Annotated in this window: 27 protein-coding genes and 1 tRNA gene; 10 read left to right on the forward strand and 18 right to left on the reverse strand. The window is 36.8% G+C overall.

Going from position 1 to position 25771, the window contains the following annotated elements; genetic code table 11:
• The first annotated feature begins 125 nt into the window (after positions 1-125).
• A complete protein-coding gene (locus H4K33_RS08385) occupies positions 126-479 on the forward strand; it encodes a hypothetical protein (protein ID WP_182648013.1) in 354 nt (117 codons plus the stop codon).
• Between the two features lie 317 nt (positions 480-796).
• Here H4K33_RS08385 and H4K33_RS08390 read toward each other — a convergent pair.
• From H4K33_RS08390 to H4K33_RS08405, 4 genes are all read right to left on the reverse strand, one after another.
• Positions 797-881, reverse strand: a tRNA-Ser gene (locus H4K33_RS08390).
• A gap of 7 nt (positions 882-888) precedes the next feature.
• Positions 889-1917: an asparaginase gene (locus H4K33_RS08395; protein WP_182648014.1), complete on the reverse strand. Its 1029-nt coding sequence runs from the start codon at positions 1915-1917 to the stop codon at positions 889-891.
• Positions 1907-3043, reverse strand: coding sequence for a 1-acyl-sn-glycerol-3-phosphate acyltransferase (locus tag H4K33_RS08400; RefSeq protein WP_182648015.1), 1137 nt, complete (start codon positions 3041-3043; stop codon positions 1907-1909). Before H4K33_RS08400 ends, H4K33_RS08395 begins: the two co-directional genes overlap by 11 nt.
• Before the next feature lie 54 nt (positions 3044-3097).
• Positions 3098-3868, reverse strand: a complete 771-nt coding sequence (locus tag H4K33_RS08405; RefSeq protein WP_182648016.1) for a TatD family hydrolase — start codon at positions 3866-3868, stop codon at positions 3098-3100.
• Positions 3869-3948: 80 nt separating this feature from the next.
• Here H4K33_RS08405 and H4K33_RS08410 point away from each other — a divergent pair, with 80 nt between their 5' ends.
• On the forward strand, positions 3949-4386 hold the full coding sequence (locus H4K33_RS08410; RefSeq protein WP_182648017.1) for a retropepsin-like aspartic protease: 438 nt from the start codon (positions 3949-3951) through the stop codon (positions 4384-4386).
• Positions 4387-4388: 2 nt separating this feature from the next.
• On the opposite strand, the gene H4K33_RS08415 is transcribed toward H4K33_RS08410, so the two are convergent.
• Complete coding sequence (locus tag H4K33_RS08415) at positions 4389-4958, reverse strand: DUF3109 family protein (RefSeq protein WP_182648018.1); 570 nt, start codon at positions 4956-4958, stop codon at positions 4389-4391.
• 353 nt (positions 4959-5311) lie between these two features.
• Here H4K33_RS08415 and H4K33_RS08420 point away from each other — a divergent pair, with 353 nt between their 5' ends.
• The 3 genes from H4K33_RS08420 to H4K33_RS08430 all read left to right on the forward strand — a co-directional run bounded on the left by H4K33_RS08420 (position 5312) and on the right by H4K33_RS08430 (position 6677).
• The gene (locus tag H4K33_RS08420) at positions 5312-5506 is read left to right on the forward strand and encodes a hypothetical protein (RefSeq protein WP_182648019.1); all 195 of its coding nucleotides are present in this window, start codon (positions 5312-5314) and stop codon (positions 5504-5506) included.
• Between the two features lie 6 nt (positions 5507-5512).
• Positions 5513-6127: an FAD-dependent oxidoreductase gene (locus tag H4K33_RS08425; protein ID WP_182648020.1), complete on the forward strand. Its 615-nt coding sequence runs from the start codon at positions 5513-5515 to the stop codon at positions 6125-6127.
• A 172-nt stretch (positions 6128-6299) separates the two neighbouring features.
• Positions 6300-6677 (forward strand): DUF805 domain-containing protein, encoded by a 378-nt coding sequence (locus H4K33_RS08430; RefSeq protein ID WP_182648021.1) that lies wholly within the window; start codon positions 6300-6302, stop codon positions 6675-6677.
• Between the two features lie 78 nt (positions 6678-6755).
• On the opposite strand, the gene H4K33_RS08435 is transcribed toward H4K33_RS08430, so the two are convergent.
• From H4K33_RS08435 to H4K33_RS08450, 4 genes are read right to left on the reverse strand one after another with little or no spacing between them, the layout of a single operon-like run.
• Positions 6756-7721, reverse strand: coding sequence for a PCMD domain-containing protein (locus H4K33_RS08435; RefSeq protein WP_182648022.1), 966 nt, complete (start codon positions 7719-7721; stop codon positions 6756-6758).
• 4 nt (positions 7722-7725) lie between these two features.
• Positions 7726-9447: a phosphoethanolamine transferase gene (locus H4K33_RS08440; protein ID WP_182648023.1), complete on the reverse strand. Its 1722-nt coding sequence runs from the start codon at positions 9445-9447 to the stop codon at positions 7726-7728.
• An 11-nt stretch (positions 9448-9458) separates the two neighbouring features.
• Positions 9459-10607, reverse strand: a complete 1149-nt coding sequence (locus H4K33_RS08445; RefSeq protein ID WP_182648024.1) for a BamA/TamA family outer membrane protein — start codon at positions 10605-10607, stop codon at positions 9459-9461.
• A gap of 30 nt (positions 10608-10637) precedes the next feature.
• Positions 10638-11831: an aromatic amino acid transport family protein gene (locus tag H4K33_RS08450; RefSeq protein WP_182648025.1), complete on the reverse strand. Its 1194-nt coding sequence runs from the start codon at positions 11829-11831 to the stop codon at positions 10638-10640.
• A 544-nt stretch (positions 11832-12375) separates the two neighbouring features.
• Here H4K33_RS08450 and H4K33_RS08455 point away from each other — a divergent pair.
• The 5 genes from H4K33_RS08455 to H4K33_RS08475 all read left to right on the forward strand — a co-directional run bounded on the left by H4K33_RS08455 (position 12376) and on the right by H4K33_RS08475 (position 18315).
• Positions 12376-12732, forward strand: a complete 357-nt coding sequence (locus H4K33_RS08455; RefSeq protein WP_182648149.1) for a DUF2946 domain-containing protein — start codon at positions 12376-12378, stop codon at positions 12730-12732.
• Positions 12733-12802: 70 nt separating this feature from the next.
• On the forward strand, positions 12803-15169 hold the full coding sequence (locus tag H4K33_RS08460; protein ID WP_182648026.1) for a TonB-dependent receptor: 2367 nt from the start codon (positions 12803-12805) through the stop codon (positions 15167-15169).
• The gene (locus tag H4K33_RS08465) at positions 15169-15492 is read left to right on the forward strand and encodes a hypothetical protein (protein ID WP_182648027.1); all 324 of its coding nucleotides are present in this window, start codon (positions 15169-15171) and stop codon (positions 15490-15492) included. The genes H4K33_RS08460 and H4K33_RS08465 overlap by 1 nt, the downstream gene beginning before the upstream one ends.
• Positions 15493-15551: 59 nt before the next feature.
• Entirely contained in the window at positions 15552-16082 is a 531-nt protein-coding gene (locus H4K33_RS08470) for a DUF4625 domain-containing protein (RefSeq protein WP_182648028.1), read from the forward strand.
• Positions 16083-16194: 112 nt separating this feature from the next.
• A complete protein-coding gene (locus H4K33_RS08475) occupies positions 16195-18315 on the forward strand; it encodes a prolyl oligopeptidase family protein (RefSeq protein WP_255493619.1) in 2121 nt (706 codons plus the stop codon).
• A 56-nt stretch (positions 18316-18371) separates the two neighbouring features.
• On the opposite strand, the gene H4K33_RS08480 is transcribed toward H4K33_RS08475, so the two are convergent.
• The 9 genes from H4K33_RS08480 to H4K33_RS08520 all read right to left on the reverse strand — a co-directional run bounded on the left by H4K33_RS08480 (position 18372) and on the right by H4K33_RS08520 (position 25743).
• Positions 18372-19127, reverse strand: a complete 756-nt coding sequence (locus H4K33_RS08480; RefSeq protein ID WP_182648029.1) for an SDR family oxidoreductase — start codon at positions 19125-19127, stop codon at positions 18372-18374.
• A 61-nt stretch (positions 19128-19188) separates the two neighbouring features.
• Positions 19189-19803 carry a DUF1684 domain-containing protein gene (locus H4K33_RS08485; RefSeq protein ID WP_255493620.1) on the reverse strand — a complete coding sequence of 205 codons (615 nt, stop codon included), beginning with the start codon at positions 19801-19803 and terminating at the stop codon, positions 19189-19191.
• A gap of 90 nt (positions 19804-19893) precedes the next feature.
• Complete coding sequence (locus H4K33_RS08490) at positions 19894-20367, reverse strand: Dps family protein (RefSeq protein ID WP_182648030.1); 474 nt, start codon at positions 20365-20367, stop codon at positions 19894-19896.
• 161 nt (positions 20368-20528) lie between these two features.
• Positions 20529-20984, reverse strand: coding sequence for a hypothetical protein (locus H4K33_RS08495; RefSeq protein ID WP_182648031.1), 456 nt, complete (start codon positions 20982-20984; stop codon positions 20529-20531).
• A gap of 77 nt (positions 20985-21061) precedes the next feature.
• Entirely contained in the window at positions 21062-21757 is a 696-nt protein-coding gene (gene mtgA / locus H4K33_RS08500) for a monofunctional biosynthetic peptidoglycan transglycosylase (RefSeq protein ID WP_182648032.1), read from the reverse strand.
• Positions 21758-21876: 119 nt separating this feature from the next.
• Positions 21877-22596, reverse strand: coding sequence for a 3-ketoacyl-ACP reductase (locus tag H4K33_RS08505; RefSeq protein ID WP_182648033.1), 720 nt, complete (start codon positions 22594-22596; stop codon positions 21877-21879).
• Between the two features lie 27 nt (positions 22597-22623).
• Entirely contained in the window at positions 22624-23394 is a 771-nt protein-coding gene (locus H4K33_RS08510) for a DUF3050 domain-containing protein (RefSeq protein WP_182648034.1), read from the reverse strand.
• 90 nt (positions 23395-23484) lie between these two features.
• Positions 23485-24663, reverse strand: coding sequence for an acyl-CoA dehydrogenase family protein (locus H4K33_RS08515; RefSeq protein ID WP_182648035.1), 1179 nt, complete (start codon positions 24661-24663; stop codon positions 23485-23487).
• Positions 24664-24933: 270 nt separating this feature from the next.
• Positions 24934-25743 (reverse strand): DUF4349 domain-containing protein, encoded by an 810-nt coding sequence (locus tag H4K33_RS08520; protein WP_182648036.1) that lies wholly within the window; start codon positions 25741-25743, stop codon positions 24934-24936.
• Positions 25744-25771 lie beyond the last annotated feature (28 nt).

The raw sequence follows: 25771 nt of genomic DNA on the forward strand, positions 1-25771 counted from the left end.
TAGCAAACTTTATCCATTCAGAGTGAGAGAAAGGGGGACATTGTCTCTCTTTCCTCTCTGAAAAATAAATGTTTTTATTGCTTATTATCCGCACCCAAAAAGTTGCATTTATAAGTTGAATTCAAGTGTTTCATACTACGAAGCCAATAAATGTTATATCTCAATTAGTTAATACACATGAGTTTTTAAATACGAGTGATTCTTTTATAAAAGAATTATTAGAAATATCAACTATTAAAACTCCTGATGAATTAAGAATAAAAATTTTAGCAAAGATAACAGGTCACCGTAGTCCTTTTAAAGGGATTAGAGAGTTGTCAGATATCTTTAAAAGTAAAATTGATAATGAAATTTCTAATTTTTCTAAGTTAATTGAGATGTGTGGTAATGCAGAAGCATTAGAAATTGACTATGATCTTAAAGATAAATTAAGGTATATCATATCAGATATAATTTTGTATGGATCTACTAAAAATTGATATTTAATATTTTTAAAAGATAATTACAAAACTTTAAGGACGATTGGTGTTAACTGTCCCCTTATTTGTCCCCTGAAAAACAAAACCCTTTGTAATGTGCTGAATTACAAAGGGTTTTGTTTTTTAATTGCAGAGAGGAAGGGATTACCTCCGCTTCGCTACGGTTTTCCCAAATAAGGTTATTTTTCTCAAGAAAAACCACGGCACCGCTGTGCTTTGCCTTGTTTTTTTATTTGTAACGCCTCTTCGGTGAGCGAGCTCCCCACGAGACTTATACAAATAAAAAAACCACCAACATCCGTTGGTGGTTTTCCTTGCAGAGAGGAAGGGATTCGAACCCTCGATACGTTGCCGTATACACACTTTCCAGGCGTGCGCCTTCGACCACTCGGCCACCTCTCTTTGTATATTAAACTTCCATTTCGCCACAAATAGGCGTTTCAAAAGCTACTTTAAAATCTTGAACATTGGGTTGTGCTAACAAATACATCAATTTTGTAATGGCGGCTTCTGTAGTAATATCTTTCCCCGAAATAACGCCAATCTCTTTGAGTTCTGTACTTGTTTCGTATTTTCCCATCATCACACTACCACTAGAACATTGCGTTACATTAACAATCTTTAATCCCTTTTGGGTTGCACAACGCAACGTTTCTAAAAACCAAGGTTCTGTTGGAGCATTTCCTGCACCGTATGTTTCCAAGATGATTCCCTCTAAATTTGGAATGGCCAAAATCGCCTCCAAAACTTGTTGCTGAATCCCCGGAAATAAACGTAAAATCATTACGTTACGAGACATCTTTTTGTGAACAGTCAGCGGCAAAGATAACGGTTTTTGTAACAATAACGAATGGTTGATACGCAAATTTACACCCGATTCTGCCAAATGTGGAACATTGGGAGAGGTAAACGCATTGAACAATTCTGCACTGACTTTAGAGGTGCGATTACCGCGGTATAATTTATATTCAAAATACAAACAAACCTCTTGGATAACTGGTACATTGTTCTCCTGTAGCGCCGCAATTTGAATCGCTGTAATTAAATTTTCTTTGGCATCCGTACGCAAATCGCCAATAGGCAGTTGAGATCCTGTAAGAATAACAGGCTTGTGGACATTTTCCAACATAAAGCTCAAAGCCGAAGCAGAATAAGACATCGTATCAGAACCGTGTAAAATAACAAAACCGTCAAAGCGATCGTAATTGTCTTCTACAATACTAGCCATCTGAACCCATAGATCCGGCTGCATATCGGAGGAGTCAATCGGAACTTCAAACGAATAAGTCTCTATGGCACAATCCAGCAAATGTAATTCTGGAATGCGCTCAACCAATTGATCAAAGTTAAACGCGCGCAAAGCACCCGTTTTAAAATCTTTAACCATACCAATGGTACCGCCCGTATAGATGAGTAGAATAGAAGGTTTAGTATTCATCCTGTAACTTTAATTTATTCACTACAGGATTGGCATACATCGCTAAAAAGTTATCCACCACTTTTTGCTCCTGTTTATTGACGCGCAACTCTAAACGACGCTCAAATAATTGTCGTTCTTTTTCGCTGTAGCGGTCAGCAAATTTAGTTGTATTGTGCAAAATATCATACGCGATATAGTTGGTCGGCCACAAGTGATAATTGGTGATAATCGAATGGTCAATTACTTGAGCTAAAGCTTGTAATTGCTTATTCGGTTTATCGGCAATGGCTTTTATTTGATCCAATTCGGTATCAATAATATCGCCAATGTGAATGTGAATCCCTTTTTTCTGACCGATGATCCCACTGTATAAGTTGATGAAATCTTCGTTTTTTTCTTTGATATAAGTCTCATTATTGGCAATCGCCAATAGTTGAGGCATTTTTAAGGCATCTGTCGGATCGTATTCATACGAGATAGAAACAGGAACAATCTTCAATTGTTTGAAGTAGTCCATTAAATTTTCTTCCCCCGCATCCATACCGATCATTTTTAATACCCCTGTATTCGTAGCGTCATTTCCGTCTTTGGTACGGCCTTCGCGTTGGGCAATCCAAACCGAACGATTCTCTTCTACAATTAAATTGTGAATGTATTCTGACATTAGACGAGAGCTTTCTAATAGTTCTCTAGGGGTTAGTTTTCTGCGCACCAAGAAGTTGCGGTTTACTTTGGCCAAAGCCAATAGAAACGATTTCTGTACTAAGTTATCCCCAATAGCAGAAGCCGTCATCGTCAGGCCGTGATCTTTTAAGGTTACGTTCAATAAAGACGTATCCATAATAATGTCACGGTGATTCGATATATATAAGTAAGCAGTATCTTTTTCTAATTTCTCAAAACCAGACGTCGAAAGTCCGTTGGAACTCTTTTCTAAGATTCGACGAATAGAGTGGTAGGCAAATTCTTCTTGAAATTGCTGAATTGAGGTTACTTTACTCAAATCTTCCATCCATTCCTGTTCGGTTTTATTTGGAAAAGTAAAACCCATTAACGCTTTAACCATGGGATGCTTAGAGATCTTTTGTAAGACCTCATTGACTTCATGGTCGTGATAATGGCGTATTGAATCAAACTTAGACATTAGTGTTTTAAATATTTATGTAAACTGAAATGTTATGTTTTCTATCTTATACAATTAAACACCAAAAATAGCTTTTGAATTGGCTGTAGTTTGGTAAGCAATTGTTTCTAAAGGAAGCGCATATAATTCGGCTAGCTTTTCAGCGATGTTCAAAATATAGGCACTTTCGTTTCTTTTCCCTCTAAAAGGGACTGGTGCAAGATACGGAGAATCAGTTTCTAATACGATATGATCTAACGGTATTTTATGTAAAAACTGATCAATCTTTCCATTTTTAAAGGTTGCTACACCTCCGATACCCAATTTTAGGTTATAGCTGATGGCTTGTTGTGCTTGTTCTTCCGTTCCTGAAAAACAGTGAAAAATACCCCGGAGGTCTTTTCCTTTCTCGAGTTCCAAAACTTCAAACACTTCATCAAATGCATCTCTACAATGAATATTGATAGGAAGATCGTACTTTTTTGCAAGCTGAATTTGGTGCTGAAAAGCCTCTTGTTGAATAGACAAGGTCGTCTTATCCCAGTACAAATCCACGCCAATTTCACCAACCGCATAATACTTGCGTCTTGCTAACTCTTTTTCTACAAAAGCGAGCTCCTCTTTATACGTCTCTGGCTTTACATCGGTGGGATGTAATCCCATCATTAAAAAGATGCAATCAGGAAACGCTGCCTCCAAATCAAACATCGCTTGCGCGTAGCTCGAATCAATGGCAGGTATAAAAAAACGCGTAACTCCGTTTGTTATTGCGCGATTTATTGTTTCTTTGCGATCTTCCGCAAATGCATCTGAATACAGATGGGTGTGAGTATCGGTAAAAATCATGCTTTGGTAATATTCTACAAAGTAGTATCTTTCAAACTACAAAAGTACCTTATAAAAAGTATTAAAACTAAACTTAATTGATGGAAAACTATAAAGATTGGTTAAAAAAAGAGCGCTATAAGCAAATTCGCTTCAAGATAGCGCGAACAAACCACCTTTTTGTACGTGTAAAAGTAAATGGAGTATGGGGTGATTTCATCCTAGATACAGGGGCCTCAAACAGTTGTATTGATTTTGATCAAGCCTCGCATTTTGGATTAATTGCTTCAGAATCAGAAACAAGAGCTTCGGGAGCTGGAGCAAATGGTATGATGACACAAGTGTCGTACAATAACGAAATCCAAATGGGAAGATGGAAGAAAAACAGTTTTAATTTTGTCTTGTTGGATTTAAGTCACGTAAATACCGCATTGACAGAGTATAAAACAAAAAATGTTCACGGAATTGTAGGGTCTGATGTTTTTGGATTAGGTCAAGCAATTCTCGACTATGGACAACAGACCCTATATTTGAAATAACCTTATTTTTTATAGTATTCTTTGGCTACTAACTCCAGTTCTTCATACCATTCAGAACCGTATTTGCGAGTCAAAGGATCTTTTAAAAATTTATACACAGGAACTTCTAATTCTTTTCCTAAAGCACAAGCATCGCTGCAAATATGCCACTTGTGGTAATTGACCGCCGAAAAAGAAGAATATTCCTTAATGCGAATCGGATATAGATGACAGGAAATAGGTTTTTTCCAATCTATTTTTTGCTCTAAATACGCTTTTTCAATTCCACATAATGCCATCCCGTTGTCATATATAACATAAGCACACTCTCCTCCGTGAATCAAAGGTGTTTCATATTCTCCATCTTCACCTATGATGTATGTACCTTGTTGTTCAATAGCTGCTACGCCTTCTGGACGTAAATAAGGTTTTACCGTTTCAAAGATTTCATCTAAAATAACCGTCTCTTCCTTCTCTACAGGAGCACCCGCATCTCCATCAATGCAACACTGACCTTTACAGGCTGTTAGGTTGCAAACAAATTCTTTTTCTAAAATATCCTCAGATACTAAGGCTTGACCGATTTGAAACATGTTGATAATTTTTAAGCGCACAAAATTACAAATCTTTCTCGGATGTTTCTGCTTTCCATTTCTTCAACTTCTATTTTATAATCAAACTAAATTGCTCGTATAGAAACACATCCTTTCTTCGTGTTCTAAAAAATAAGAAAAGGAGATGCTTACCCAAAGCCAGTAATATCAAACCTGTAAATTGATAGTTTGTAAAGGTTGCTAACGGAAAGTTTTACTGATCAAATGAGCTTTTGACCCTTTTTTTTATCATTTATCGGCTGTTAAATTATTTGGTGGTAATGTTAAAGCATTCTCTAGATGGTTTTTATTTCGTACTTTCGAAGAATTGAATTAAAATCTTTTGAGAAATAATGAAAATATTCAGTTACATTATTATTGCATTTGTTGTTGCCTTAATTGTATTAAATATCACAATGCTTGATTTTAATAACTTATTTCAAGGAAACAGTTTAATTGCTTTAATTGGTATAGTAGCACTTTTGTGTGCTGTTTGTATTCTGTTGATTTACAGAACTTCAAAGTTAATTGACGAGAAAACAAAATAGATCACCATGTTGGTTTATGATGTTTTAATTATTGGAGGAGGAGTTTCCGGAGTTTCTTGTGCCCAGATCTTAGGTAGTGCTGAAAAAAAAGCCTTCATGGAAGGAAAAAAAATCGGCATTATTATGCATCAAAAGGGGAGTATGTTACAAGATGCAGTGTTTAACAATGCATTTGGTATCCAACCAGGAACATTAGGAAGTGATTTACTTACCCAAGCGAAAGAAAATTTGCAAATCTATGCTAACATTACCCAAATAGAAGGTGAAAAAGTAAACAAAATCACGAGAAATCACGATCAATTGTTTGCGATAGAAACGAATAAATCCAACTATTTGGCGCGTGTACTTGTTGTCGCTATTAATTCTAGTGCAACATTCGCAATTGAAGGATTGATGGAGTATGTGCAACCACACAAAAAATCAATACCAGCGAAGAATAGAGTGCAATTGAAAAATATAGATCACCTTGTTGCCGAAGGGATTTATGTAGCAGGTACATTAGCGGGACATCGCAGTCAACTTGCTATTGCAGCTGGAAGTGGCGCTGCTGTTGCAACAGACATCCTTACCCTGTGGAATGATGGCGTTGAAACACACAGCCATGACAGTATTAGAAAATAACAATATTAGATCATTTTAGTACAAAAGACATCCTTTGCGATGTCTTTTTTTTCTAGTTGGATATTCGCATTTTTCTTATTTCTCCCTATTTATAGTGATCTTTTATGTGATTTTGATTTTCTTTAAAGAAAGAAGTTTACCTTCGCTACATAAAAATTAAAAATAGATTGAGATGGAACTGAATTTTACTACATTAAAAGAGAATTTTATCAACATTTTAAAGAATCATTATACTGATTTTGATGGACGTGTAAGACGTAAAGAATATTGGTCATTTACCCTAGTTAGTGTAATTATCTCTATTGTTTTAGGAATTGTAGATCGTATTTTAGGAAGTTTTGGTTATGTAGGAACGCTTTACAGCTTAGCTGTTTTAGTACCTTCATTAGGACTTTTAGCTCGTCGTTTACACGATACAGGAAAAAGTGGTTGGTGGATGTTGTTGGGATTAACTGGAATTGGTGCTCTTGTTGTACTTTATTTCGCTTGTATTGATGGAACAGTAGGTTCTAATGAGTACGGTCAGGATCCAAAAGCAGGAGAAAGATAGATTTTTTGGTTTACAGTTTACAGTTTACGGTTTACAGCAAACCATAAACTGTAAGCTGTCAACCGTAAACAGTCTTGCCTATTCATATACTAATCCTACATTGTCAATCCACAGTCTGCTGTTTTCATTTCCAATGTAAGCTCCTCCGTTACTAGAAGAAAACTGAACGATAAGATGGGTAACTGGATCGTTGGCAGTTCCCCAACCTTCTTCTATAATTTCTGTCATTTGTCCTTTGCTATTGCGGGTATAATCAGTGAAAATACCTGTGCGAAGTGCCATTTCTTTTTGATAGATCGACTGGTGACTAATATCGCCGTAGTGAATGTTAAGTTGAAACTTATTTTTCCACTCTTTTTCGGTTTCTGTTAAGTTTAGCCAAGCGGTTCCTACGCGTTTAGCATGAACTTTACCATCCTTGTCTTCCCATCTATTTTGCAATAAAATGCGTATTTCAGCTTTGTCGTTTTGACTTAATACTGTTCCTTTTCCCATGCCATTCACTCGACTCGATTTGCCTCCAGTGGTTACTTTATAATCAAACTGCAAAGCCTTGGGTTTTTTGGTAAAGGGAATTCCTGTTACAAGTTTGCTTTGTGGATTTTTGGTATCTGTAATAGGCTCAATCATTTCGCCTAAGAAAATGGTTCCACTAGCCAATACGTTGATGTTGATAACTCCCAAAACTTTAACTCGTTCTACTTTTGTTTCAAGTCGAGCAGCAAATCCTTTGCCTCTCTTTTCGGGAAATACAGTTACACTGCCTTTCGTAATACCACTTACAACGGCTAAAACCGAAGAAGTGGCCCAAGGAGAACGTATATTTTTATAGGGCGTATTGTCTTTTAAGGTGTCTTTACTGTCGTTTATGGAATAGAGATAACGCGTATTGCCGCCAATAAGTAGAGATTCTTTTATCTCTCGTACTTGCCATTGGTTCATATTTCCAAAAGGGAGTAACTCAAATCGTTCCTTTTGTGCCCAAAGACTTGTGGATAACAAAAGGCAAACCATAAAGGAAATCATTCGCAAATAAGTCTTCATATTTTTATTTTTTTAAATTAAGTTTTTCGATTTGTTCAAAATCTTCTTTTTTCAAATTCATTTTTTGATAGGGAACCGCTAGATCGTGATCGTTTAAATACAATCGAGGTACCACTTTAAATTGAGGGTTAACAAGAGAGTGTTCCGGTTTAAAATAGGGGGTTTGTATAGCAGCAGCATCGAGCAACGTGTGAAAAATGACCTGTGTGTTAATCGGGTCTTTGTATCGGTTTTTTGCCAGTTGATAGGCTGTCGGATGCGCATCGATATACGAATTAGAGAACCACAAGAAAAAGGGAATATGCAATTGATAATACGAAGGTGTAGGAGAGGAGTGTAAAAACAAACCTCGATCATCATCAAATAAATCTTCTCCGTGATCTGAAGTGTACAACAACATCGTTTGTGCATCAACAGTTTGCAATGCATCTAGGGTTGTTGATAGGAAGTAGTCCGTGTATAAAATACTGTTGTCATACGTGTTGACCAATTGTTCCTTTTGTCGACGACTTACCGCCGTAAGATTATCGGGTGTAAATTGTCGAAATGCTTTAGGATAGCGTTCTTTGTAATTGAAATGTGAGCCATAGCTGTGTAAAATAATGAATAGGTTGCCTGGTTGTTGTTCAATCAATTCCGTCATGAGTGGAATCAACTCCTCATCAGGATGATTCACAGTTAATCGCGTTTTACTATCCGTTGTTCGAATGGTTTTATAAATATCCGCCTCTTTGGTGAAGTATTCAATAAACGAATTGTTTTCGGATTGATTGGATAAACAAATCGTTGTAAATCCCGCTTCTTTAAATGCTTGGGCTATTCCTTTTCTATAGTAGATGTCGCGATAGCTAGCGGCATTAACATCGGAAAGAATCATTGATACGCTTTTGTGTGTTGTATTGGATTGAGTTAGAGCATCTTCAAATAAAACGAGGTGTTCCTGCTTGGATAAAAGAGGATTCGTTGGGCGATCGTATCCATATAGTTGCCAATTGTGTGCTCGTCCTGTCTCACCGACTACAAGTATAATAATTTGACGCACACTATCTTGAGGCATTTTGGTAGCTTCAAATACGAAGTTCTTAGAAGTTTGAGGATATGCATTGACCTTTTTCCATTTGTTAACTGCAAAATGTAGATTGTAATAAGCATTAATAGGGTATACATCAACCGTAAAAGAAAAAGCTTCTCTGTTTTTGTTTTGAGCACCTAACGATAAGACAAACGAACTAAAAAAGAGCAAAACTCCAATGTTGAACGCGCGATGTCTAAAAACCTTAGGTAGGTATATTTTTCTTCTCCATTGCAAAATGGCCCAAATGAGAGTAGGAATGTACAGTAAACACACGAAGGCGATCGAAGGAAGTAAACTTCCTAAGAGTTCGGTGATTTCCGTGGCATTCGTTGTGGCCACATTTAGATACATATCAACGGCAATAACATCCTCTCCAAAAAGATAGAATAGCACAATTTGAAAGGCGTGAATAAATAAAACAGGAAACAAGAGCACCTGAATACGTCCCATATTTTTAAACAGAGAAAATACAAGTAGGTACAAACTCAATGGGAATACAAATACCGTGATTCTGCCTAGTATATTCAATGGCTGAAAGGCCGTAAAATAAAAGGTAGGAACCATATTTACGAACAAGTAGATGCAGAATAAAGCAATAGGGCTATAGCCAATACGTTTTAGTAGGTTTCTTTTCTGTAGTTTTTCACGCATAAAAAATGTTTTTAAAAGGCTTCGTTAATATTGAAATAGAAGCCACTTTGTCCTCGTGCTATACCATAATCAAATCGAATATTGACGCGATTTTTAAATTCCCATCGATACCCTACACCATAGGTAGGTAGGGTCTCATCCCAATTAAAACTACTGAATTTTTTAAAGACATTTCCAACTCCTCCCCAGACAACTATTCCGTGGCGATTGTATATCTTTTGACGCAGTTCTACTTGTGTGTTTAATTCTTTTCGATCGCGATATTGTCCGGTGAGATAACCACGCATTTGTCGAGGTCCTCCAATTTGTGCCATCATGTTCCAAGGAACATCTCCATTGTTGAAAATACCGTTGAAATCAAAAGCTAAAATACTTTTAGGCGTTAAGCGCTGGTAGTACCTTGCTGTAGTTTCAATCTGACTGAGGTGTATATTACTTCCTAAAGTACGCGAGTAAAACGTTTGTTGGTATTGTAAAAAGATTCCTTTATACGGATTGGGAACAAAATCACGTGTGTCATAAGAAAAGATAAAACCCCCACCAACTAACGTTGTCGTTAAGTTTTCATTAGGTTGAAATTCTTTGATTTCAAAATCACTGCCGCGAAGATTTTTGGCAGAAAAGGTTAATCCAATATAGCCATTTTGAACAACTTCAGCTAAGAAATCAGCTTTTAATGATAAGCGATATTCATTGTATTCTGAATAATTTCCTGCCGCACCAGCCTCATATCCCATGCCGTAATATTTACTTGGCATGTAGGTAAAAGACATATCTGCATTGATTCTGTATTTATCATCGGGAAAGATGGTGTTGTTTTCCATTCCAATAGAGAAAAAGCCACTAGTGGTGATATTGGTGTAAATGGAAACGTTTGAAGGCGATAGTTCGCTGTTTTCTCGATCAAGGCGATACAAACCCGAAGCAATTAGCCCTAACCCCAATTTGGTGTCAACAGAATAGCTCGGTCCACCAATAAAGGAAATATCAAACTTACTCTGTGATTTATCTTTTTTAGCTTCTTCAAAGTAATGGATGATCCGTTCAAAAAACTTTTTCTTTTCTAGTGAGTCATTGACCTGTTGAGATTCCGTTTGCCCATAGGAAGGCAAACAACCCCAAAAAACCAACAGTAAAACTAGAGCGGTTATATTTTTCATGGTGGGAGCGTGTTTTATAATGTGTTTATTTTAGTGTTGTAAGGCTATTGTAATCTGTGCGTAGATGATGATCAAGGCAAGAATGAAAATTAGAGTTAACAGTATACCTTGCAGCGTGCTTATCTTTTTTTGGTGATACGCCATTGCTTTGATGTATAAATATTGGGGAATGAACAAAGCGAGGATTACCCCTGCAATTGCTGCATAACCCAAGGCAAGAATAAACCCTTCAGGATAAAATAAGGCAAATAGCAAAGGAGGAATAAAAGTCAACAAGCCTGCTGCACTTGTTCTAAACCATCCCGATGACTTCTTTTGCAAAACATCCTTATAGTAGTCAAATAAACCGATGCTAACGCCTAAAAAAGAGGTTCCTAGCGCTGTAGCTGCAAATAAACTGAACAAGGTCTCCACATGTGCTGAGTGCGACATTTCTCGAATACTTAAAATAAGTCCTTTTAGTTCTGCATTATCGTTTAAAATTTGCATGAATCGCGTTTGATCTAAGCTTCCCAAAACGACAATTTGCCAAATTAAATAGATAACTAAGGGAAGTAAACTTCCTAGAATAAAGGCGCGTTTAAGTAGTTTTTTATCTCCATTGAGGTAGCTGACAATGCTGGGAATACTTCCGTGAAAGCCAAAAGAAGTAAAAATAGCAGGTATAGCTGTGATCGTTAATCCAATAGAAATGGGGCTGTGTAAGAGATTGGCTTGACGTATGAATGGAAACAATAATGCAACCAGTAGGACCAAAAAGATAAGTTTAGCAATAAACAAACCTCGTGTTAACCAGTCTACCCAATGCGTACCAATAATAACGATGCCACTAAATACAAGTGAAAACAGCAAGATAGCAGTGCGACTCCCTAAGTTCGTGTCAAACAAGAGATCGATGTTCGCTTTGATTATCGTTCCTCCTCCTGACATGTAAGCTGCAGTTAATCCGTAAATCAAAAACATCAAACTAAACCCAGCTAGTTTATTAATAAAGGAACCAGCATACTTTTTAGTCAGGGTGTTAAAACCTGCGCTAGAATCATTGTAATCGTAAATATCAACCATGAGCAAAGCTGTATAGCACATTGCAAACCAAATAACGCCCAAAAGTACAGTGGTTCCCAAAAAACCAACACCAGCGGATGTTATTGGCATAGCAAGCATTCCTCCTCCAATGGAGGAACCTGCGATAATTAAAATGCTACCTAGTAATTTACTCTTCATTACGTTCAAATTAAGACGAAACACAAAGATAAAAAAGCTTTATGTCTTATTATTTTAATGTTAAGATAATTTTGTTCTGTAAAAATGCTTTAATTGTTAAATACGAGGTGTTTGATTAGTATAATTGTCGTCCTCTTGAAAAAGAGTTTTTTCTATAATGGTTTCAGTTCTCTTATTTAATTGAGAATAATTTACAACTTTTTCCTTTTATAATAGAGAATACTATTCTCTTTGATTCACAAAAAGTTTTTTTTACTAAAATTTATCGACTGTTAAGGACTGACCTTATTTTGTCAGTGTTCTTGAAATTGGAGGTAATTGTTATGAAATGGTAAGGTGAACTATTTTTTGACGCTCATAACAATAGTTTTTAATTAAATATGATGAAGAAAACGCAAGGGAATGTGCTGTGATGAAGTACTTTTTTTTAAAGATAGATAAAATAAAAAAACAAAGAAGCGTACTAAAATCTATAAAAAAACACAAAAAAAATGTCTAACTAAAGAATCTACACTATATTTGTCCAAGTATGAGTAGAAAAAAAATGATAGCAAGGATATTACTCGTGGTAGCTTTTATGTTTACCACTGTATTTCAATTGGTACATAGCTATCAACATATTTCTACTGCGGTTGCTTATGAAAATGAACATCGCACACATGCACATTATACAGAAGGACGTGGAGAGAACAGCAGTGTTCAACTCATCGAAGACCACGGACATGTAGATCACTGTTTTGCCTGTGATAGTATTCCTACTTCAGGATTAGAACCTGTTTATGTGGAATGGCAAAGTATTTCATATCAAACGACGCAACAAGTTCAGGAGGAAGTGACGTTATTGTTTACTCCCCTTTCTCACGTTTATTACTCCCTTCGAGCCCCTCCAGTTTTAGTTTAATTTTTAGATTTTTTAGCCCGTTCAATGATTGTTCAGGCTGTTATTTCATTAATTAAACATACATTTTACAATGAAAATTCTATGTACATGGATGGTGCTGCTATGCGCTTTAAGCATGCATGCGCAATCTTATACAATCAAGGGAAGAGTATCTGATTATCATGGAGAAACCTTACTTGGTGCAACGATTACTTTAGGAGATCAGGCCTTTATGACTGATGCCAAAGGAAAGTTTCAATCTAATCCCCTCAATTCTGGTCTTTATACATTGACCGTTTCTTATCTTGGTTATGAAACATTAACCCTCGAGCTTGATGTGCAAGGGGATCAGGAGCTAGACTTGCATCTCAAAGACAGTTCAACCCTTTTGGATCAGGTGGTTGTTTCTAGTCAAGGGAAACACTCCGTTCAACATGTCGATAAAGTATCGCATCAACAATTAGTAGATAAATTTGCAGGATCACTTGCGAAAACACTAGAATCTGTAGCTGGAGTTAATGCGATGGATATCGGTGCTGGAGCATCTAAACCTGTTATTCGTGGCTTGGGCTTTAACCGTGTTGCTGTTACAGAAAACGGAGCGAAACAAGAAGGACAACAATGGGGTGCAGATCACGGTTTGGAGATCGATGCATTGAGTACCGAAGAAGTAGAAGTGATCAAAGGAGTTGGAGCTATCGAATATGGTAGTGATGCTATTGGCGGAGTGATTAAAATCAACAATGAAAAGGTTCCTCAAGTGCATAGTTTTGACGGAAAAGCAATTGTTTATGGCAAATCAGTCAACGATGCAATCGGCGCTTCAGTTCAGGTTAAACAGCGGGGAGAGCGTTTTTTCTATAAATTGAAAGTGACCGGACAAGATTATGGAGACTATCGTGTGCCTATTAAACAAATTGATTACCTCAATACCATCATTCCTATCTATGGAGAACGAATGAAAAATACTGCCGGAAAAAACATAGCGCTTTACGGACAACTTGGTTATGTTGATACTAATTTTAAAAATATTTTGAGTATTAGCAATGTCTACGACAAAAGTGGCTTTTTTCCAGGAGCGCATGGAATTCCCAATATAGAAGCGGTACAAGATGACGGTAACCATAGAAATATTGAGTTACCCAACCAATCTGTTAATCACTTTAAAGTGACAAATACGGCTACATGGGATTTATCAGCCAATCAAAAAGTAAGTGTTTTGTTGGCTTTTCAAAATAATAGAAGACAAGAAAATAGCTTGTTTCACTCGCATTTTTCCAATCAGCTGCCACCAGCAACTAATCCGAATTTAGAGCTGGAATTTGTATTGAATACGTTTGATGCAGCTGTTAAATATGAACACATCTTCTCGACAGAACACAAGCTTACGGTGGGTATTCAGCAGAATTACCAAAATAACACGATTGGCGGTTATGGCTTTTTGTTGCCAAAGTTCAATAAGTTTGGAGTAGGTGCTTTTGGAATGTACGAATACTTTGTCAATGATCGCCTTACTTGGGAAGCAGGAATACGAGCAGACTATGCCAGTATACACGTGAAACCGTTTTATGATACTATACTCTATGACTATCTCATTGAAAAAGGACAAGCAACAGAAACAGCAACAAGTTATGCACAACGCAGTGTAAAACAAGATCGAGATTTTAGCAGTTTTAATGGAATGATTGGTGCAAAATTTGACTGGTCTGAACGCGTGAATATCGCAGGAACAATAGGAACGAATTTTCGCTTTCCTACGGCAATTGAATTAGCTTCCAACGGTGTGCATCATGGAGCATTTCGCCATGAAAAAGGAAATCCAAACTTGGATCCTGAAAAGGGAATAGCCGTTGATTTTAGAGCAACTGTAAAAACAGAAACATTTAGTACAACGCTGAGCCCTTATGCTTATTATTTTACTAATTATATCTTCTTAAAACCTACTGGAACATTTTCTATTCTACCCGATAGCGGACAAATTTATGAATACACACAATCGAAAGCCTTAATTACAGGGTTTGAATGGAAAGCAGAAAAACGCTTTTGGAATCGTTTAACTGTTGAAGGGGTGTTTGAGTTTATTTACAACAAACAGTTGGACAATGGAAAAAAAGGAAATTATCCTTTGCCTTTTTCAACACCAGCCAATTTATTTGGTCAACTGAGCTATACCTTAAAGGACTGGAAGATTTTTAATCAAACAGAGGTGTTTGTAAACGGTAAATGGTACGCAGAACAAAAGCGAATTGCACAAGGAGAAGAGGCGACCCCAAGCTCGCAGAGTTATGGAATGGGAATCACTTCAACACTCCGACTCGGTAAGGTAGAAGCCAAAACCAGTCTGACAGCAACGAATATCCTAGATGCCAAAATATTGAATCACATGAGTTTTTATCGACCATTAGGCATTCCAGAATTAGGTAGATCCATCCAATTAATGATTCAAATACCCTTTTAATGAAGCAAATGAATAGCAGTGTTAGTAAGTATTTTGCTTTGGTGGTTATCTTTTTTATTCCACTTATTAGCAACTTACTACACTATGTTATCATTGAACATGAGTTTGGAAAGCGAAATCGCGATTTAGAATGGGTAGATGGCAGTAAAATTCACTACTGTGATCAATACTTGTGTAAGATTCATCCCGCTATTGCAGCGCCTGAATCGCCTGTTGTATTTACCCCACTAGTTAACTATAAAACCATTGTATTAATCCCATGTGAAATTGTTGAACAATTCTCGTCTTGGTTCTACTTTAATCGTGGACCACCAGGAGAGTGAAATTTTAAATAGGAAACAACAATAAGACAAGATCAACAATAACATTTAAATTTTATACAATGAAAAAAATACAATATTTAGCAGCAGTTTCAATCGCAAGTCTATTCGCTTTCACTTCATGTTCAAGTGATGATAGCACCGATACAGAAAAGCCAGTTGTCAATTTGGTAGCACCCAAAGAAGGAGCCAAATTAGAAGCTGGAAAAGACATCCACTTTGATATGATCGTTTCTGACAACGAAGGACTAGGATCATATAATGTGGATATACACAATAATTTCGATGGTCATGGTCATACTGGCGAAAACCATACCCATGCAATAAAAGCTTTGGCGGAAACAAAACCGTTTGCTTATAATAATACATGGGATTTGGGTGGAGTTAAGAATGATCAAATTCACCATCATGAGATTGTAATTGCTGAAAATGCAACACCAGGAAAATATCATTTTGCTGTAAAAGTCTTAGACAAAGCAGGAAATCAAACAATGGTGTTTAGAAATATCGAAATAGTACCAAGTGGAGAAGGAGACGGTGGTCACGACCACGACCACGATCACGACCACGACGATCACAATCACGCACATTAAGTAGCCGCCTTAATTGGTTTATATTTGTAGAAAGCAAGGTGTAATGCCTTGCTTTTGCATTTATTATTAATATATTTACTTTCACATAAATTTTAAAACAGAATTATTTATTATGAGAAAATCGTTTATGACACTTCTTGTAGCAACTTTGATTATTTCATGTAAAAATGAAGGAGCAAAGGAACAGGTGGCGGATATTCAATATCCTGAAACGAAAAAAGGTGAGGTCGTTGATACTTACTTTGAAGTTGAAGTAGCTGACCCCTATCGCTGGTTAGAAGATGACCGTTCCGAAGAAACTGCAGCTTGGGTAAAAGCACAGAATGAAGTAACACATGGTTACTTAGCTCAAATTCCATTTAGAGATCAATTGAAAAAACAAATGGAAGAAGCATGGAATTATGAGAAAATTGGTGCACCATTCAAAGAAGGAAAATACACGTATTTTTTCAAAAATGACGGATTGCAAAATCAGTCTATCTTATATCGTAAAGACGAAGCAGGAAAAGAAGAAGTATTCTTAGATCCAAATAAATTTTCTACCGACGGAACAACTTCTTTAGGAAGTATTGATTTCTCAGAAGATGGAAGTAAAGCGGCTTATGCTATCTCAGAAGGGGGAAGCGACTGGAGAAAAGTGATCGTTATCGATACGGAAACCAAAGAAGTAATTGGAGATACCTTAGTAGACGTGAAATTTAGTGGAGTTTCTTGGTTTAAAAATGAAGGATTCTACTATTCAAGCTATGACAAACCACAAGGAAGTGAGTTGTCTGCGAAAACGGATCAACACAAACTATTTTACCACAAGCTAGGAACTGCTCAAAAAGACGATGCTCTAATTTTTGGTAAAGACCAAAAGAGAAGATATGTGGGTGGATATGTAACAGGAGATAATCAGTATTTAGTGATTACAGCTGCTAATTCAACTTACGGAAATGAATTGTACATCAAAGATTTGACTAAAGCAAATAGTCCAATTGTAACGATGGTAAATAACTTTGACAGCAGCAATGGCGTGTTGGATAGCAAAGCGGGTAAATTGTATATTGTAACTGATTTCAAAGCCCCTAATTCGCGTGTGGTAACAGTAGATGCTACAAAACCACAACAAGCTAATTGGGCTGATTTTATCGCGGAAACTGAAAATGTATTATCTCCAACAAAAGGTGGTGGATTCATTTTTGCTAGCTATTTAAAAGATGCAGTTTCTATGGTGAAACAGTATGATTACACAGGAAAAGAAATCAGAACGATTGAATTACCTGGTCTTGGAACGGCAAGTGGATTTGGTGGTAAAGATGAAGATACAACACTGTATTATTCTTTCACAAACTACATTACACCTGGAACTATTTATGCTTTAGATGTAAAAGATGGAGTTTCTAAAGTATATGAACAACCGAAAGTAAAATTCGATGCTACTCAGTACGAATCAAAACAAGTATTCTATACTTCCAAAGATGGAACAAAAGTACCGATGATCATTACGTATAAAAAAGGAATTGAATTAAACGGTAAAAATCCAACGATGTTATATGCTTATGGTGGATTCAATGTAAGCCTAACACCTTCATTTAGCATTGCTAACGCAATTTGGTTAGAAAATGGTGGAGTGTATGCAGTGCCAAACCTTAGAGGGGGTGGTGAATATGGAAAAGCATGGCATGTTGCAGGAACAAAAATGCAAAAACAAAATGTGTTTGACGATTTCATCGCAGCTGCTCAATACTTAATTGACAATAAATACACTTCTTCAGACTTCTTGGCAATCAAAGGTGGATCAAATGGAGGGTTGTTAGTTGGTGCAACAATGACACAACGTCCTGACTTAATGAAAGTGGCTCTACCAGCAGTAGGAGTTTTGGATATGTTGCGTTACCATACGTTCACAGCAGGAGCTGGATGGGCGTATGATTACGGTACAGCAGAAGATAGCAAAGAAATGTTTGAATACTTAAAAGGATACTCTCCTTTACATAACGTTAAAGCAGAGGCTTATCCTGCAACAATGGTAACAACAGGAGATCACGATGATCGCGTTGTTCCTGCACACAGCTTTAAATTTGCTGCTGAATTACAAGCAAAAAACAACGGAAAGAATCCAATGTTAATCCGCATTGAAACAAATGCTGGACATGGTGCTGGTAAATCAATTGCCCAACAAATTCAAGAGCACGTAGACTTACAAGCTTTTACTTTGTATAATATGGGAGTAAAGAAATTAAAATAATGGTTGCTATAACTATAAAAAAAACTCAATCGAAAGATTGAGTTTTTTTTATAGTATTATGTAGTTTTTATCTTTGGGAAACCACCATCCACGCTAACTTCTGTTCCAACGATAAAGGAAGAATCGGAAGAAGCTAAAAAAAGCACAACTTGAGCAACTTCTTTTGCTGTTCCAAAACGTTGCATGGGAACTTGAGGAGCAAAGGAACTTGTGAATTGGGCCACTTGCTCTGCAGAGAGGTTAGAACGATCGAAATAATTCGTCGTGATAGGACCTGGTGAAACGGCGTTTACACGAATTCCTTTGGGGATAAGTTCAGCTGCAAAAGTTTTTGTAAAGGATTGTACTGCCGCCTTGGCTGCTGAGTATACACTCGAATTTGCCATCCCAATTTCAGTTACAATTGAAGTGTTGAGAATAATCGAACTGTCAGTTTGTAAAAGAGGAACCACTTGTTGTACGGTGAATAACGTTCCTTTAACCAGTACATCAAACATTTCATTATAATGAGCTTCATCAATTTGCTCTAAAGGAGCATATTTTCCAAAACCAGCATTGACAAATACGATGTCTAACTGAGTTACATATTGACGAAGCAAATGATTTAAATTTAATAAATCATTCATAGATCCCGCATCAGATACTAAACCAATGGTGTTGTATCCGATTTCAGCAACAGTTAAATCTACGGTTTCTTGGTTTCTACCTGTAATAATTACCTGAGCGCCTTGTTCACTTAATAATTGTGCTGTTGCTTTTCCTATACCACTTGTGCCTCCTGTTACAAGTGCAATCTTGCCTTTTAGTTTCATATTGTTAGATTTTAAAAACCAAAAGTAGAATCATTGCACTCATTGTACAATCCGTTTCTTGCTACTTTACTGCTTCATATTTGTAGTCTTTAATTCCTGCATTAATTTCTGCATTGATGAAATTTTGTTCCGGGGGAATTGGGCATGAAAATTTTGGGTTATACACGCAATACGGATTATAAGCGAGATTGAAATTTAATATAATTACTTCTCCTTCAGGTATTTCTAAGTCAATGTATCGTCCACCTCCATAGGTACTAACTCCGGAAGTTAGATCTGTAAAAGGCAGGAACAGGTGTTTTTCGTATTCTTTTTGATTGCGAAGATTAATGTCTTGAAAAAGAGCTAAGGTTTGTTGTTTACCATTCAAACTAAAAGTAGCTTCACCATACTTCACGTAAATCGGTTTGCGTTCTGTTGTTGTAGGCATTTCAAAGGGTAATTCGTCTGGGGTACGATTGAAGGTGGCTTCTATGATAAAACGCTCATTCACAGGAAAGAAATCAAGTCCTTTGAAATTTTTTAAAGCATCAGGTACAAGGGGTGAAGTCTCCTTGTTGGAGAATTCTTTATTCAAACTCTTTTGAAATATAAGGGCTTTGTCTTTTTCTGTTTTGGGTGCAGTGCATGCAAGCTGTAATAAAATCACAGCTCCAAGCATAATCAATCGTTTCATTTTTTGTTTTGTTCTGGGTTGACCGTAAAAATAACAAAAAAAGGTTTGCCTTTTAAAGACAAACCTCTAGAATAAGTATTGAATCGAAAATTACTTTATATGAGCGCGTAGCATCCATGCTGCTTCTTCGTGTTTTTCTAGCAATCCTGTTAAGAAATCTGCAGTCCCTTGATCGTGCAGATCATTAATAGGATCAATATTCTCTCTCAAGAAAATAATAATCGCTTCGTGATCCTTACATAGATCTTTAATCCAAGAAGCACTGTCGTTTCCGGCATTATCTCTTGATTCGGATAGCTGAGTTAATGCAAGGTATTCTTTTAAGCTACTAGGTGCATAATGTCCTAAGTGACGAATTCGCTCTGCAATGGCGTCTACATCTACAATGATCGCTTCGTATTGTGTTTGAAAGAATAAGTGCATAGAGTGAAAGTCAATACCCTCAACGTTATAATGCGCTTTTCTAGTTTTAGTATAGAGCACAAATTCATCTGCTAATAATCGAGCGAGGATGTCTGTTATTTTTTGTCTTACTTCGTCTTTTAGACCAATGTTTGTTTTCATAGTATTTGATTTTTAGTTCCTTACAAGATACGAAAAAGGAGGAAAATACCCTAAATTCAGGTTATAAATTAATGATAAAATTGATTTGTAACTAGAAAAAGTTCGAATTTTGTAATGGAAAAGTATAAAAAAAAGGACCTGTTTCCAGATCCTTCTTCGGTTTATTTTTTCAATTTATCTGCTGCATTTTCTAAGCCTTTTTGTGCTTCTTTTGCAGCGTCATTTACATTTTCTTTAGTTGCTTTCGCATCTTCTTTAAGGTCATTTACTTTCCCTTTTGCTTCATCAAGTGATTTTGCAGCGTCATCTTTTAATTCTTCTGCTTTTTCACCCATCTGGTTCACCACCTCTTCTGTTTTAGCTTTTGTAGCGTCCCACGCTTTTTGGGCCTCGTCTAGCGTTTTTCTAGCCGCTTCTTCTGCTGCTTTGTCTCCACTTTTTACAGCCTCTTCAAGTGCTTGTTTCGCCTCATCAAATTTTACCTCAGCTTCTGATTTTGCTTCTGTTAATTCAGTTGCCGGAAGGGTATCAGTTTCTGTAGGTTCTGATTTATTTTCTTTACAAGATGTAGCAAATAACAATCCACCAATAGCTAATGATAATACAATTTTTTTCATAACAAAAATATTTAAGTTTGATTAAAGTTATGAAAAATATAGCTTAATAGGAAATAAAATGTATAAAATGTAAAGGTTTATTTCTTTTTCGCCTTGAAGTCTAATGGACCATGCCCTCTGATGTATCTGGCAATAGTTTGCTTTCGCTTGCTTACATAAGGACCTGATTGTACGGGATTATAACGTCTCGGACTTGGTAATATAACTGCTAATCCCGCTGCTTCTTGTACGCTGAGTTTAGCCGCACTCTTCTTGTACCAATGTTGAGCCGCCGCTTCTGCACCATAAACACCATCTCCCATCTCAATGCTGTTGAGATAAACCTCCAAGATGCGTTCTTTAGACCAAAGTAATTCAATCAGTACCGTGAAATAAGCTTCAAATCCCTTGCGAATGTAACTTCGACCGGGCCATAGAAAAACATTCTTGGCTGTCTGTTGAGAAATTGTACTTCCTCCTTTGATACGCTTGCCTTTTTCGTTGTTTTTCATCGCCTTTTCAATCGCTTTAAAGTCGAACCCGTTGTGACTCAAAAAGTGACCGTCTTCACTGACAATCACCGCCTTTTGTAAGTTCGGACTAATCTTGTCTATAGAAACCCAATCGTGCTCTAATTTAAATGATTTTCCTTCTTTCTTTTGTTCATATAATCGAATAAACATCAAAGGTGTGTAAGGAATTGGAACAAAGCGAAAAAAGATAACGGAAAGAATGCTCAATGCAAAGAACCACAACACAAGCTTAAAAATAAAGCGTATAAGTTTGCGAACCATAGATTTATATCATATAAAAACTAGCACAAATGTACTAACATATTGTCAATTCTAATTCGAGGGGATAAAAAAAAATAGATAAAAAAAAGCTACCTTCTAGTGGTAGCTTTTTTTAGTAGTTATACTGGATTTGTCGTCCATAAAGAGGCTGTTTTTAAAAGGGCTCTTCTCGGTAATTTTAGCGTTGCTACAAGTAGTTCTGCAAAATCTTCGGGTTGTAAGATGTGATCTGGATTGCCATCCGTTAACCCCAATTCAATAGACATGTCTGATGCTATCGTACTAGGTGTTAGTGTACACACGCGAATGTTGTTTTTTCGCACTTCTTTCATTAAAGATTCTGATAGCCCAATAACAGCAAATTTTGATGCTGAATAAGCTGATGTTGTAGGATTTCCATTTAAACCAGCAGTAGAAGCAACGTTGAAAATATCTCCTTCATTTTTAGCAATTAGATGAGGTAGTACTTCACGGGTTACATTGTATACGCCCATCACATTTGTCAGTAAGATTTCTTCCCAACGATCTGCAGGCATATCTACAAATTTTCCAAATTCTGAAATTCCTGCATTGTTTACTAAAATATCAATTCCACCTAAAAACTCAATTACTTTTGCAATCTCGGTGTGAACTGCGGGTTTATCTACTACATCAAATACTGCATACGTTGCCTTGACACCTAAAGCCGTTAATTCTGTAACCGTTTGTTTCAAACGCTCTTCGTTTCGACCTGTGATGGCTACGTTAATACCTTCTTTAGCAAAAGCAATAGCTGTAGCTTTTCCCAATCCTCTTCCTCCGCCTGTAATAATGGCATTTTTTCCTTGTAATGGATTCATAGCTTTGTGTTTTTATATATGAATGAATTAATTTGATTCGATAGCACGCGAAATAGCATTCCATAAGCCATATCGTTTCACCAAGGCTTCTTTAGATACGCGAATGACATCTTGCCATTTTTGCTCGTCAGAACCACATAGTTCAACAATCATTTGCATGGCCATTGGGCCGTGCTCATCTCCATCTAATTCGATGTGTCGTTCAAAGTAATAAATTAATTTTGACAAGTCTGTTTCTGGAAAGTTAAGTTGAAACCCTTTTAAGATTTCTGTAAACATCTCAGGAATTAAATCCTCGCGTCCAAAAGTGAATGCAGCGGCAATTTCATGTGGTTTTCCTTGTGCAATAATGTCAAATGTAAAAGTTAAAAAGTCTTTGATATCTTGATCAACAGCTAGTTGATCAATAGCTTGATCTATGGTTTTTCCCTCTTGAAGTTGCTGTAGAAAATCAGCAATTGTTTGTGTATCAGCTTGTGCACCTTGCATCGCGTCTATATACATTTCGAAGTGACTCAAACGCTGTCCATCCATGGCTAGATCGGACTCCTCTGCTAAGACAATTTCGTTAATTAAATAACGCGTCTGAGGATAAGGAGAAGCAAACCAAGGAGTGGTAGTACAGGTTAGTTTTTGTTGTAGCGCTTTGAGTAAAGACATAAAATCCCATACAGCATATACATGGCCTTCCATGAATTTTTGGAGATGGGTAATTGTTGTGATTTTTTGATATAATGGATGCTCTAATAAAGCGTGACGCTCTGGAGTTATAAGCTGATTTACGGTTTGAATGTTCATAATGAGTAAAAGATTTATACAAAAATAAAAAAGCTTCTCCGTAAGGAGAAGCTCTTTATATAAAGTTTATCTATTTTGTTATAAGCTAGACTACTTGAATGCAGGGAATCCTGTAACATCCATACCTGTAATTAACAAGTGAATGTCGTGTGTTCCTTCGTATGTTACAACTGATTCAAGGTTCATCATGTGGCGCATAATTGAATACTCACCTGTGATCCCCATACCTCCTAACATTTGACGTGCATCACGTGCAATTTCTAAAGCCATTGCCACGTTGTTGCGTTTTGCCATAGAAATCTGAGCAGATGTAGCTCTTCCTTCGTTTCTCAAAACACCTAAACGCCAAGTTAATAATTGTGCTTTCGTGATTTCCGTAATCATCTCAGCTAATTTTTTCTGTTGTAATTGAGTAGCTCCAATTGGCTTGTCAAATTGAATACGCTCTTTAGAGTAACGCAATGCAGTGTCATAACAATCCATTGCCGCTCCAATAGCTCCCCAAGCAATTCCGTAACGTGCAGAATCTAAACATCCTAGAGGTGCTCCTAATCCTGATTTGTTAGGTAATAAGTTTGCTTTAGGAACTTTTACGTTATCAAAAATAAGCTCTCCTGTTGCAGAAGCTCTTAATGACCATTTGTTGTGTGTTTCTGGTGTAGAGAAACCTTCCATTCCTCTTTCTACGATTAATCCGTGAATTCTACCTTCTTCGTTTTTCGCCCAAACAACTGCAATATCAGCAAATGGCGCGTTTGAAATCCACATTTTAGCTCCGTTTAATAGGTAGTGATCTCCCATATCTTTAAAGTTGGTGATCATCCCTCCAGGATTTGAACCATGGTCAGGCTCAGTTAAACCAAAACAACCGATCATTTCTCCAGTTGCTAATTTTGGTAAGTATTTATTGCGTTGTTCTTCGTTACCGTATTTCCAAATCGGATACATTACTAATGAAGACTGAACAGATGATGTTGAACGTACACCTGAATCACCTCTTTCAATTTCTTGCATAATTAAACCATACGAAATTTGGTCTAATCCTGCTCCTCCGTATTCTGTTGGAATATAAGGACCAAATCCTCCAATTTCACCTAAACCTTTGATGATTTGTTTTGGGAATTCTGCTTTTTGAGCATATTCTTCAATAATTGGAGATACTTCTTTTTTTACCCATGCTCTCGCTGCATCGCGAATTAATTTGTGCTCTTCTGTAAGCAAATCATCTAAAAGATAGTAATCTGGCGCCTGAAATAAATCTGGTTTCATAATATTCTTAAGTTTATCAGTTGTGACAACAAAAATAAGTAATATTTATAGATGTGCAATTTTTGCACGTGAAAGTATGCTTAAATTGCCGTTATTTTGTCTATTAAACCCAAACGAGCTATAAACTACATTTTTAGACGATAGCCAATAGAACGACCTGCACTTCAACTTTCCTCTCCATAAGATTACGCAGAGTAAGTGGTTGTTACTTTGTAGATACCGGATGCTTGTATCGTGACCTTGTTTTTTTAGCTAGGCAGTAAGTTCTGTTTATTTGTTTTTTCGACGTTTTATACGACGTCTAACAAGGTATAGAACCCCGATCGTGATTAGGATAAAAGGCCAAATATAAAATAACCCTAGAGTAAAAGAAACGAGATTGCTCCATCCTTCCTTAAACGCAGTCGAAAATTCGTAACCGAAAGTTGATGTACTCGTTTGTTTTTCGTAGAATACTACAGTAAGTGTACTATAAGCCACGCTGTTTTTTAAGTAATTCAATCGCCCTTCATAGGACTCTATATCGGAGCGAAGTGCTTCAATTTCTTTTTCAATGGATAAGATTTCTTCTACTTTATTCGCTTTGCTCAACAAGGCTTTGTATCGATTTTCCAACTCTTTTTTGGTGTGAATACGCGATTCTACATCAATGAATTCTTCTGTAACATCTAATGCGCGAATGTCTTGGTTCTCTACTTTTTTAGCTGCCGTGGTAATATCCGACAAAAGTTTTTCAAAATTTTCTGCAGGAACACGTACCGTAAGGGTATAAACCGATTGACTCGCATAGGTTTCAGCGTGATCTTGTGAAACATAGCCTTTGTAGGTTGCTAAGGCTGCTGTAATTTGCTTGCGCGTTTCTGAAGCAGCATCAGTTTCAAAGCGAATACTTCCTTCTTTGATTATTTTGCGCTCTACCGCTTGTTGCCCTTCTATTTTTTCGGCTGAAGCGGAATTTGTATCTGCAGATTCTAAACTTACTGCTGCGTCAGCACTCATGTGCTCCTGATGTTGATTGCACGAGAATACAGCCAAAAGTACACTGCACCCTAATACGAGGAATAAAATTCTTTTTTTCATAGCGTTCTATTTTTTATGCGCCAGACAA

This window comes from Myroides sp. WP-1, from assembly GCF_014145635.1.
In the GTDB taxonomy this organism is placed as follows: Bacteria; Bacteroidota; Bacteroidia; order Flavobacteriales; family Flavobacteriaceae; genus Flavobacterium.

Excerpts from the sequence above, each read along its gene's own strand:
- H4K33_RS08395 (WP_182648014.1), bottom strand. The coding sequence starts at position 1,917 with ATGAATACTAAACCTTCTATTCTACTCATCTATACGGGCGGTACCATT.
- H4K33_RS08400 (WP_182648015.1), bottom strand. The coding sequence starts at position 3,043 with ATGTCTAAGTTTGATTCAATACGCCATTATCACGACCATGAAGTCAAT.
- H4K33_RS08405 (WP_182648016.1), bottom strand. The coding sequence starts at position 3,868 with ATGATTTTTACCGATACTCACACCCATCTGTATTCAGATGCATTTGCG.
- H4K33_RS08410 (WP_182648017.1), top strand. The coding sequence starts at position 3,949 with ATGGAAAACTATAAAGATTGGTTAAAAAAAGAGCGCTATAAGCAAATT.
- H4K33_RS08415 (WP_182648018.1), bottom strand. The coding sequence starts at position 4,958 with ATGTTTCAAATCGGTCAAGCCTTAGTATCTGAGGATATTTTAGAAAAA.
- H4K33_RS08420 (WP_182648019.1), top strand. The coding sequence starts at position 5,312 with ATGAAAATATTCAGTTACATTATTATTGCATTTGTTGTTGCCTTAATT.
- H4K33_RS08425 (WP_182648020.1), top strand. The coding sequence starts at position 5,513 with ATGTTGGTTTATGATGTTTTAATTATTGGAGGAGGAGTTTCCGGAGTT.
- H4K33_RS08430 (WP_182648021.1), top strand. The coding sequence starts at position 6,300 with ATGGAACTGAATTTTACTACATTAAAAGAGAATTTTATCAACATTTTA.
- H4K33_RS08435 (WP_182648022.1), bottom strand. The coding sequence starts at position 7,721 with ATGAAGACTTATTTGCGAATGATTTCCTTTATGGTTTGCCTTTTGTTA.
- H4K33_RS08440 (WP_182648023.1), bottom strand. The coding sequence starts at position 9,447 with ATGCGTGAAAAACTACAGAAAAGAAACCTACTAAAACGTATTGGCTAT.
- H4K33_RS08445 (WP_182648024.1), bottom strand. The coding sequence starts at position 10,607 with ATGAAAAATATAACCGCTCTAGTTTTACTGTTGGTTTTTTGGGGTTGT.
- H4K33_RS08450 (WP_182648025.1), bottom strand. The coding sequence starts at position 11,831 with ATGAAGAGTAAATTACTAGGTAGCATTTTAATTATCGCAGGTTCCTCC.
- H4K33_RS08455 (WP_182648149.1), top strand. The coding sequence starts at position 12,376 with ATGATAGCAAGGATATTACTCGTGGTAGCTTTTATGTTTACCACTGTA.
- H4K33_RS08460 (WP_182648026.1), top strand. The coding sequence starts at position 12,803 with ATGAAAATTCTATGTACATGGATGGTGCTGCTATGCGCTTTAAGCATG.
- H4K33_RS08465 (WP_182648027.1), top strand. The coding sequence starts at position 15,169 with ATGAAGCAAATGAATAGCAGTGTTAGTAAGTATTTTGCTTTGGTGGTT.
- H4K33_RS08470 (WP_182648028.1), top strand. The coding sequence starts at position 15,552 with ATGAAAAAAATACAATATTTAGCAGCAGTTTCAATCGCAAGTCTATTC.
- H4K33_RS08475 (WP_255493619.1), top strand. The coding sequence starts at position 16,195 with ATGAGAAAATCGTTTATGACACTTCTTGTAGCAACTTTGATTATTTCA.
- H4K33_RS08480 (WP_182648029.1), bottom strand. The coding sequence starts at position 19,127 with ATGAAACTAAAAGGCAAGATTGCACTTGTAACAGGAGGCACAAGTGGT.
- H4K33_RS08485 (WP_255493620.1), bottom strand. The coding sequence starts at position 19,803 with ATGAAACGATTGATTATGCTTGGAGCTGTGATTTTATTACAGCTTGCA.
- H4K33_RS08490 (WP_182648030.1), bottom strand. The coding sequence starts at position 20,367 with ATGAAAACAAACATTGGTCTAAAAGACGAAGTAAGACAAAAAATAACA.
- H4K33_RS08495 (WP_182648031.1), bottom strand. The coding sequence starts at position 20,984 with ATGAAAAAAATTGTATTATCATTAGCTATTGGTGGATTGTTATTTGCT.
- mtgA (WP_182648032.1), bottom strand. The coding sequence starts at position 21,757 with ATGGTTCGCAAACTTATACGCTTTATTTTTAAGCTTGTGTTGTGGTTC.
- H4K33_RS08505 (WP_182648033.1), bottom strand. The coding sequence starts at position 22,596 with ATGAATCCATTACAAGGAAAAAATGCCATTATTACAGGCGGAGGAAGA.
- H4K33_RS08510 (WP_182648034.1), bottom strand. The coding sequence starts at position 23,394 with ATGAACATTCAAACCGTAAATCAGCTTATAACTCCAGAGCGTCACGCT.
- H4K33_RS08515 (WP_182648035.1), bottom strand. The coding sequence starts at position 24,663 with ATGAAACCAGATTTATTTCAGGCGCCAGATTACTATCTTTTAGATGAT.
- H4K33_RS08520 (WP_182648036.1), bottom strand. The coding sequence starts at position 25,743 with ATGAAAAAAAGAATTTTATTCCTCGTATTAGGGTGCAGTGTACTTTTG.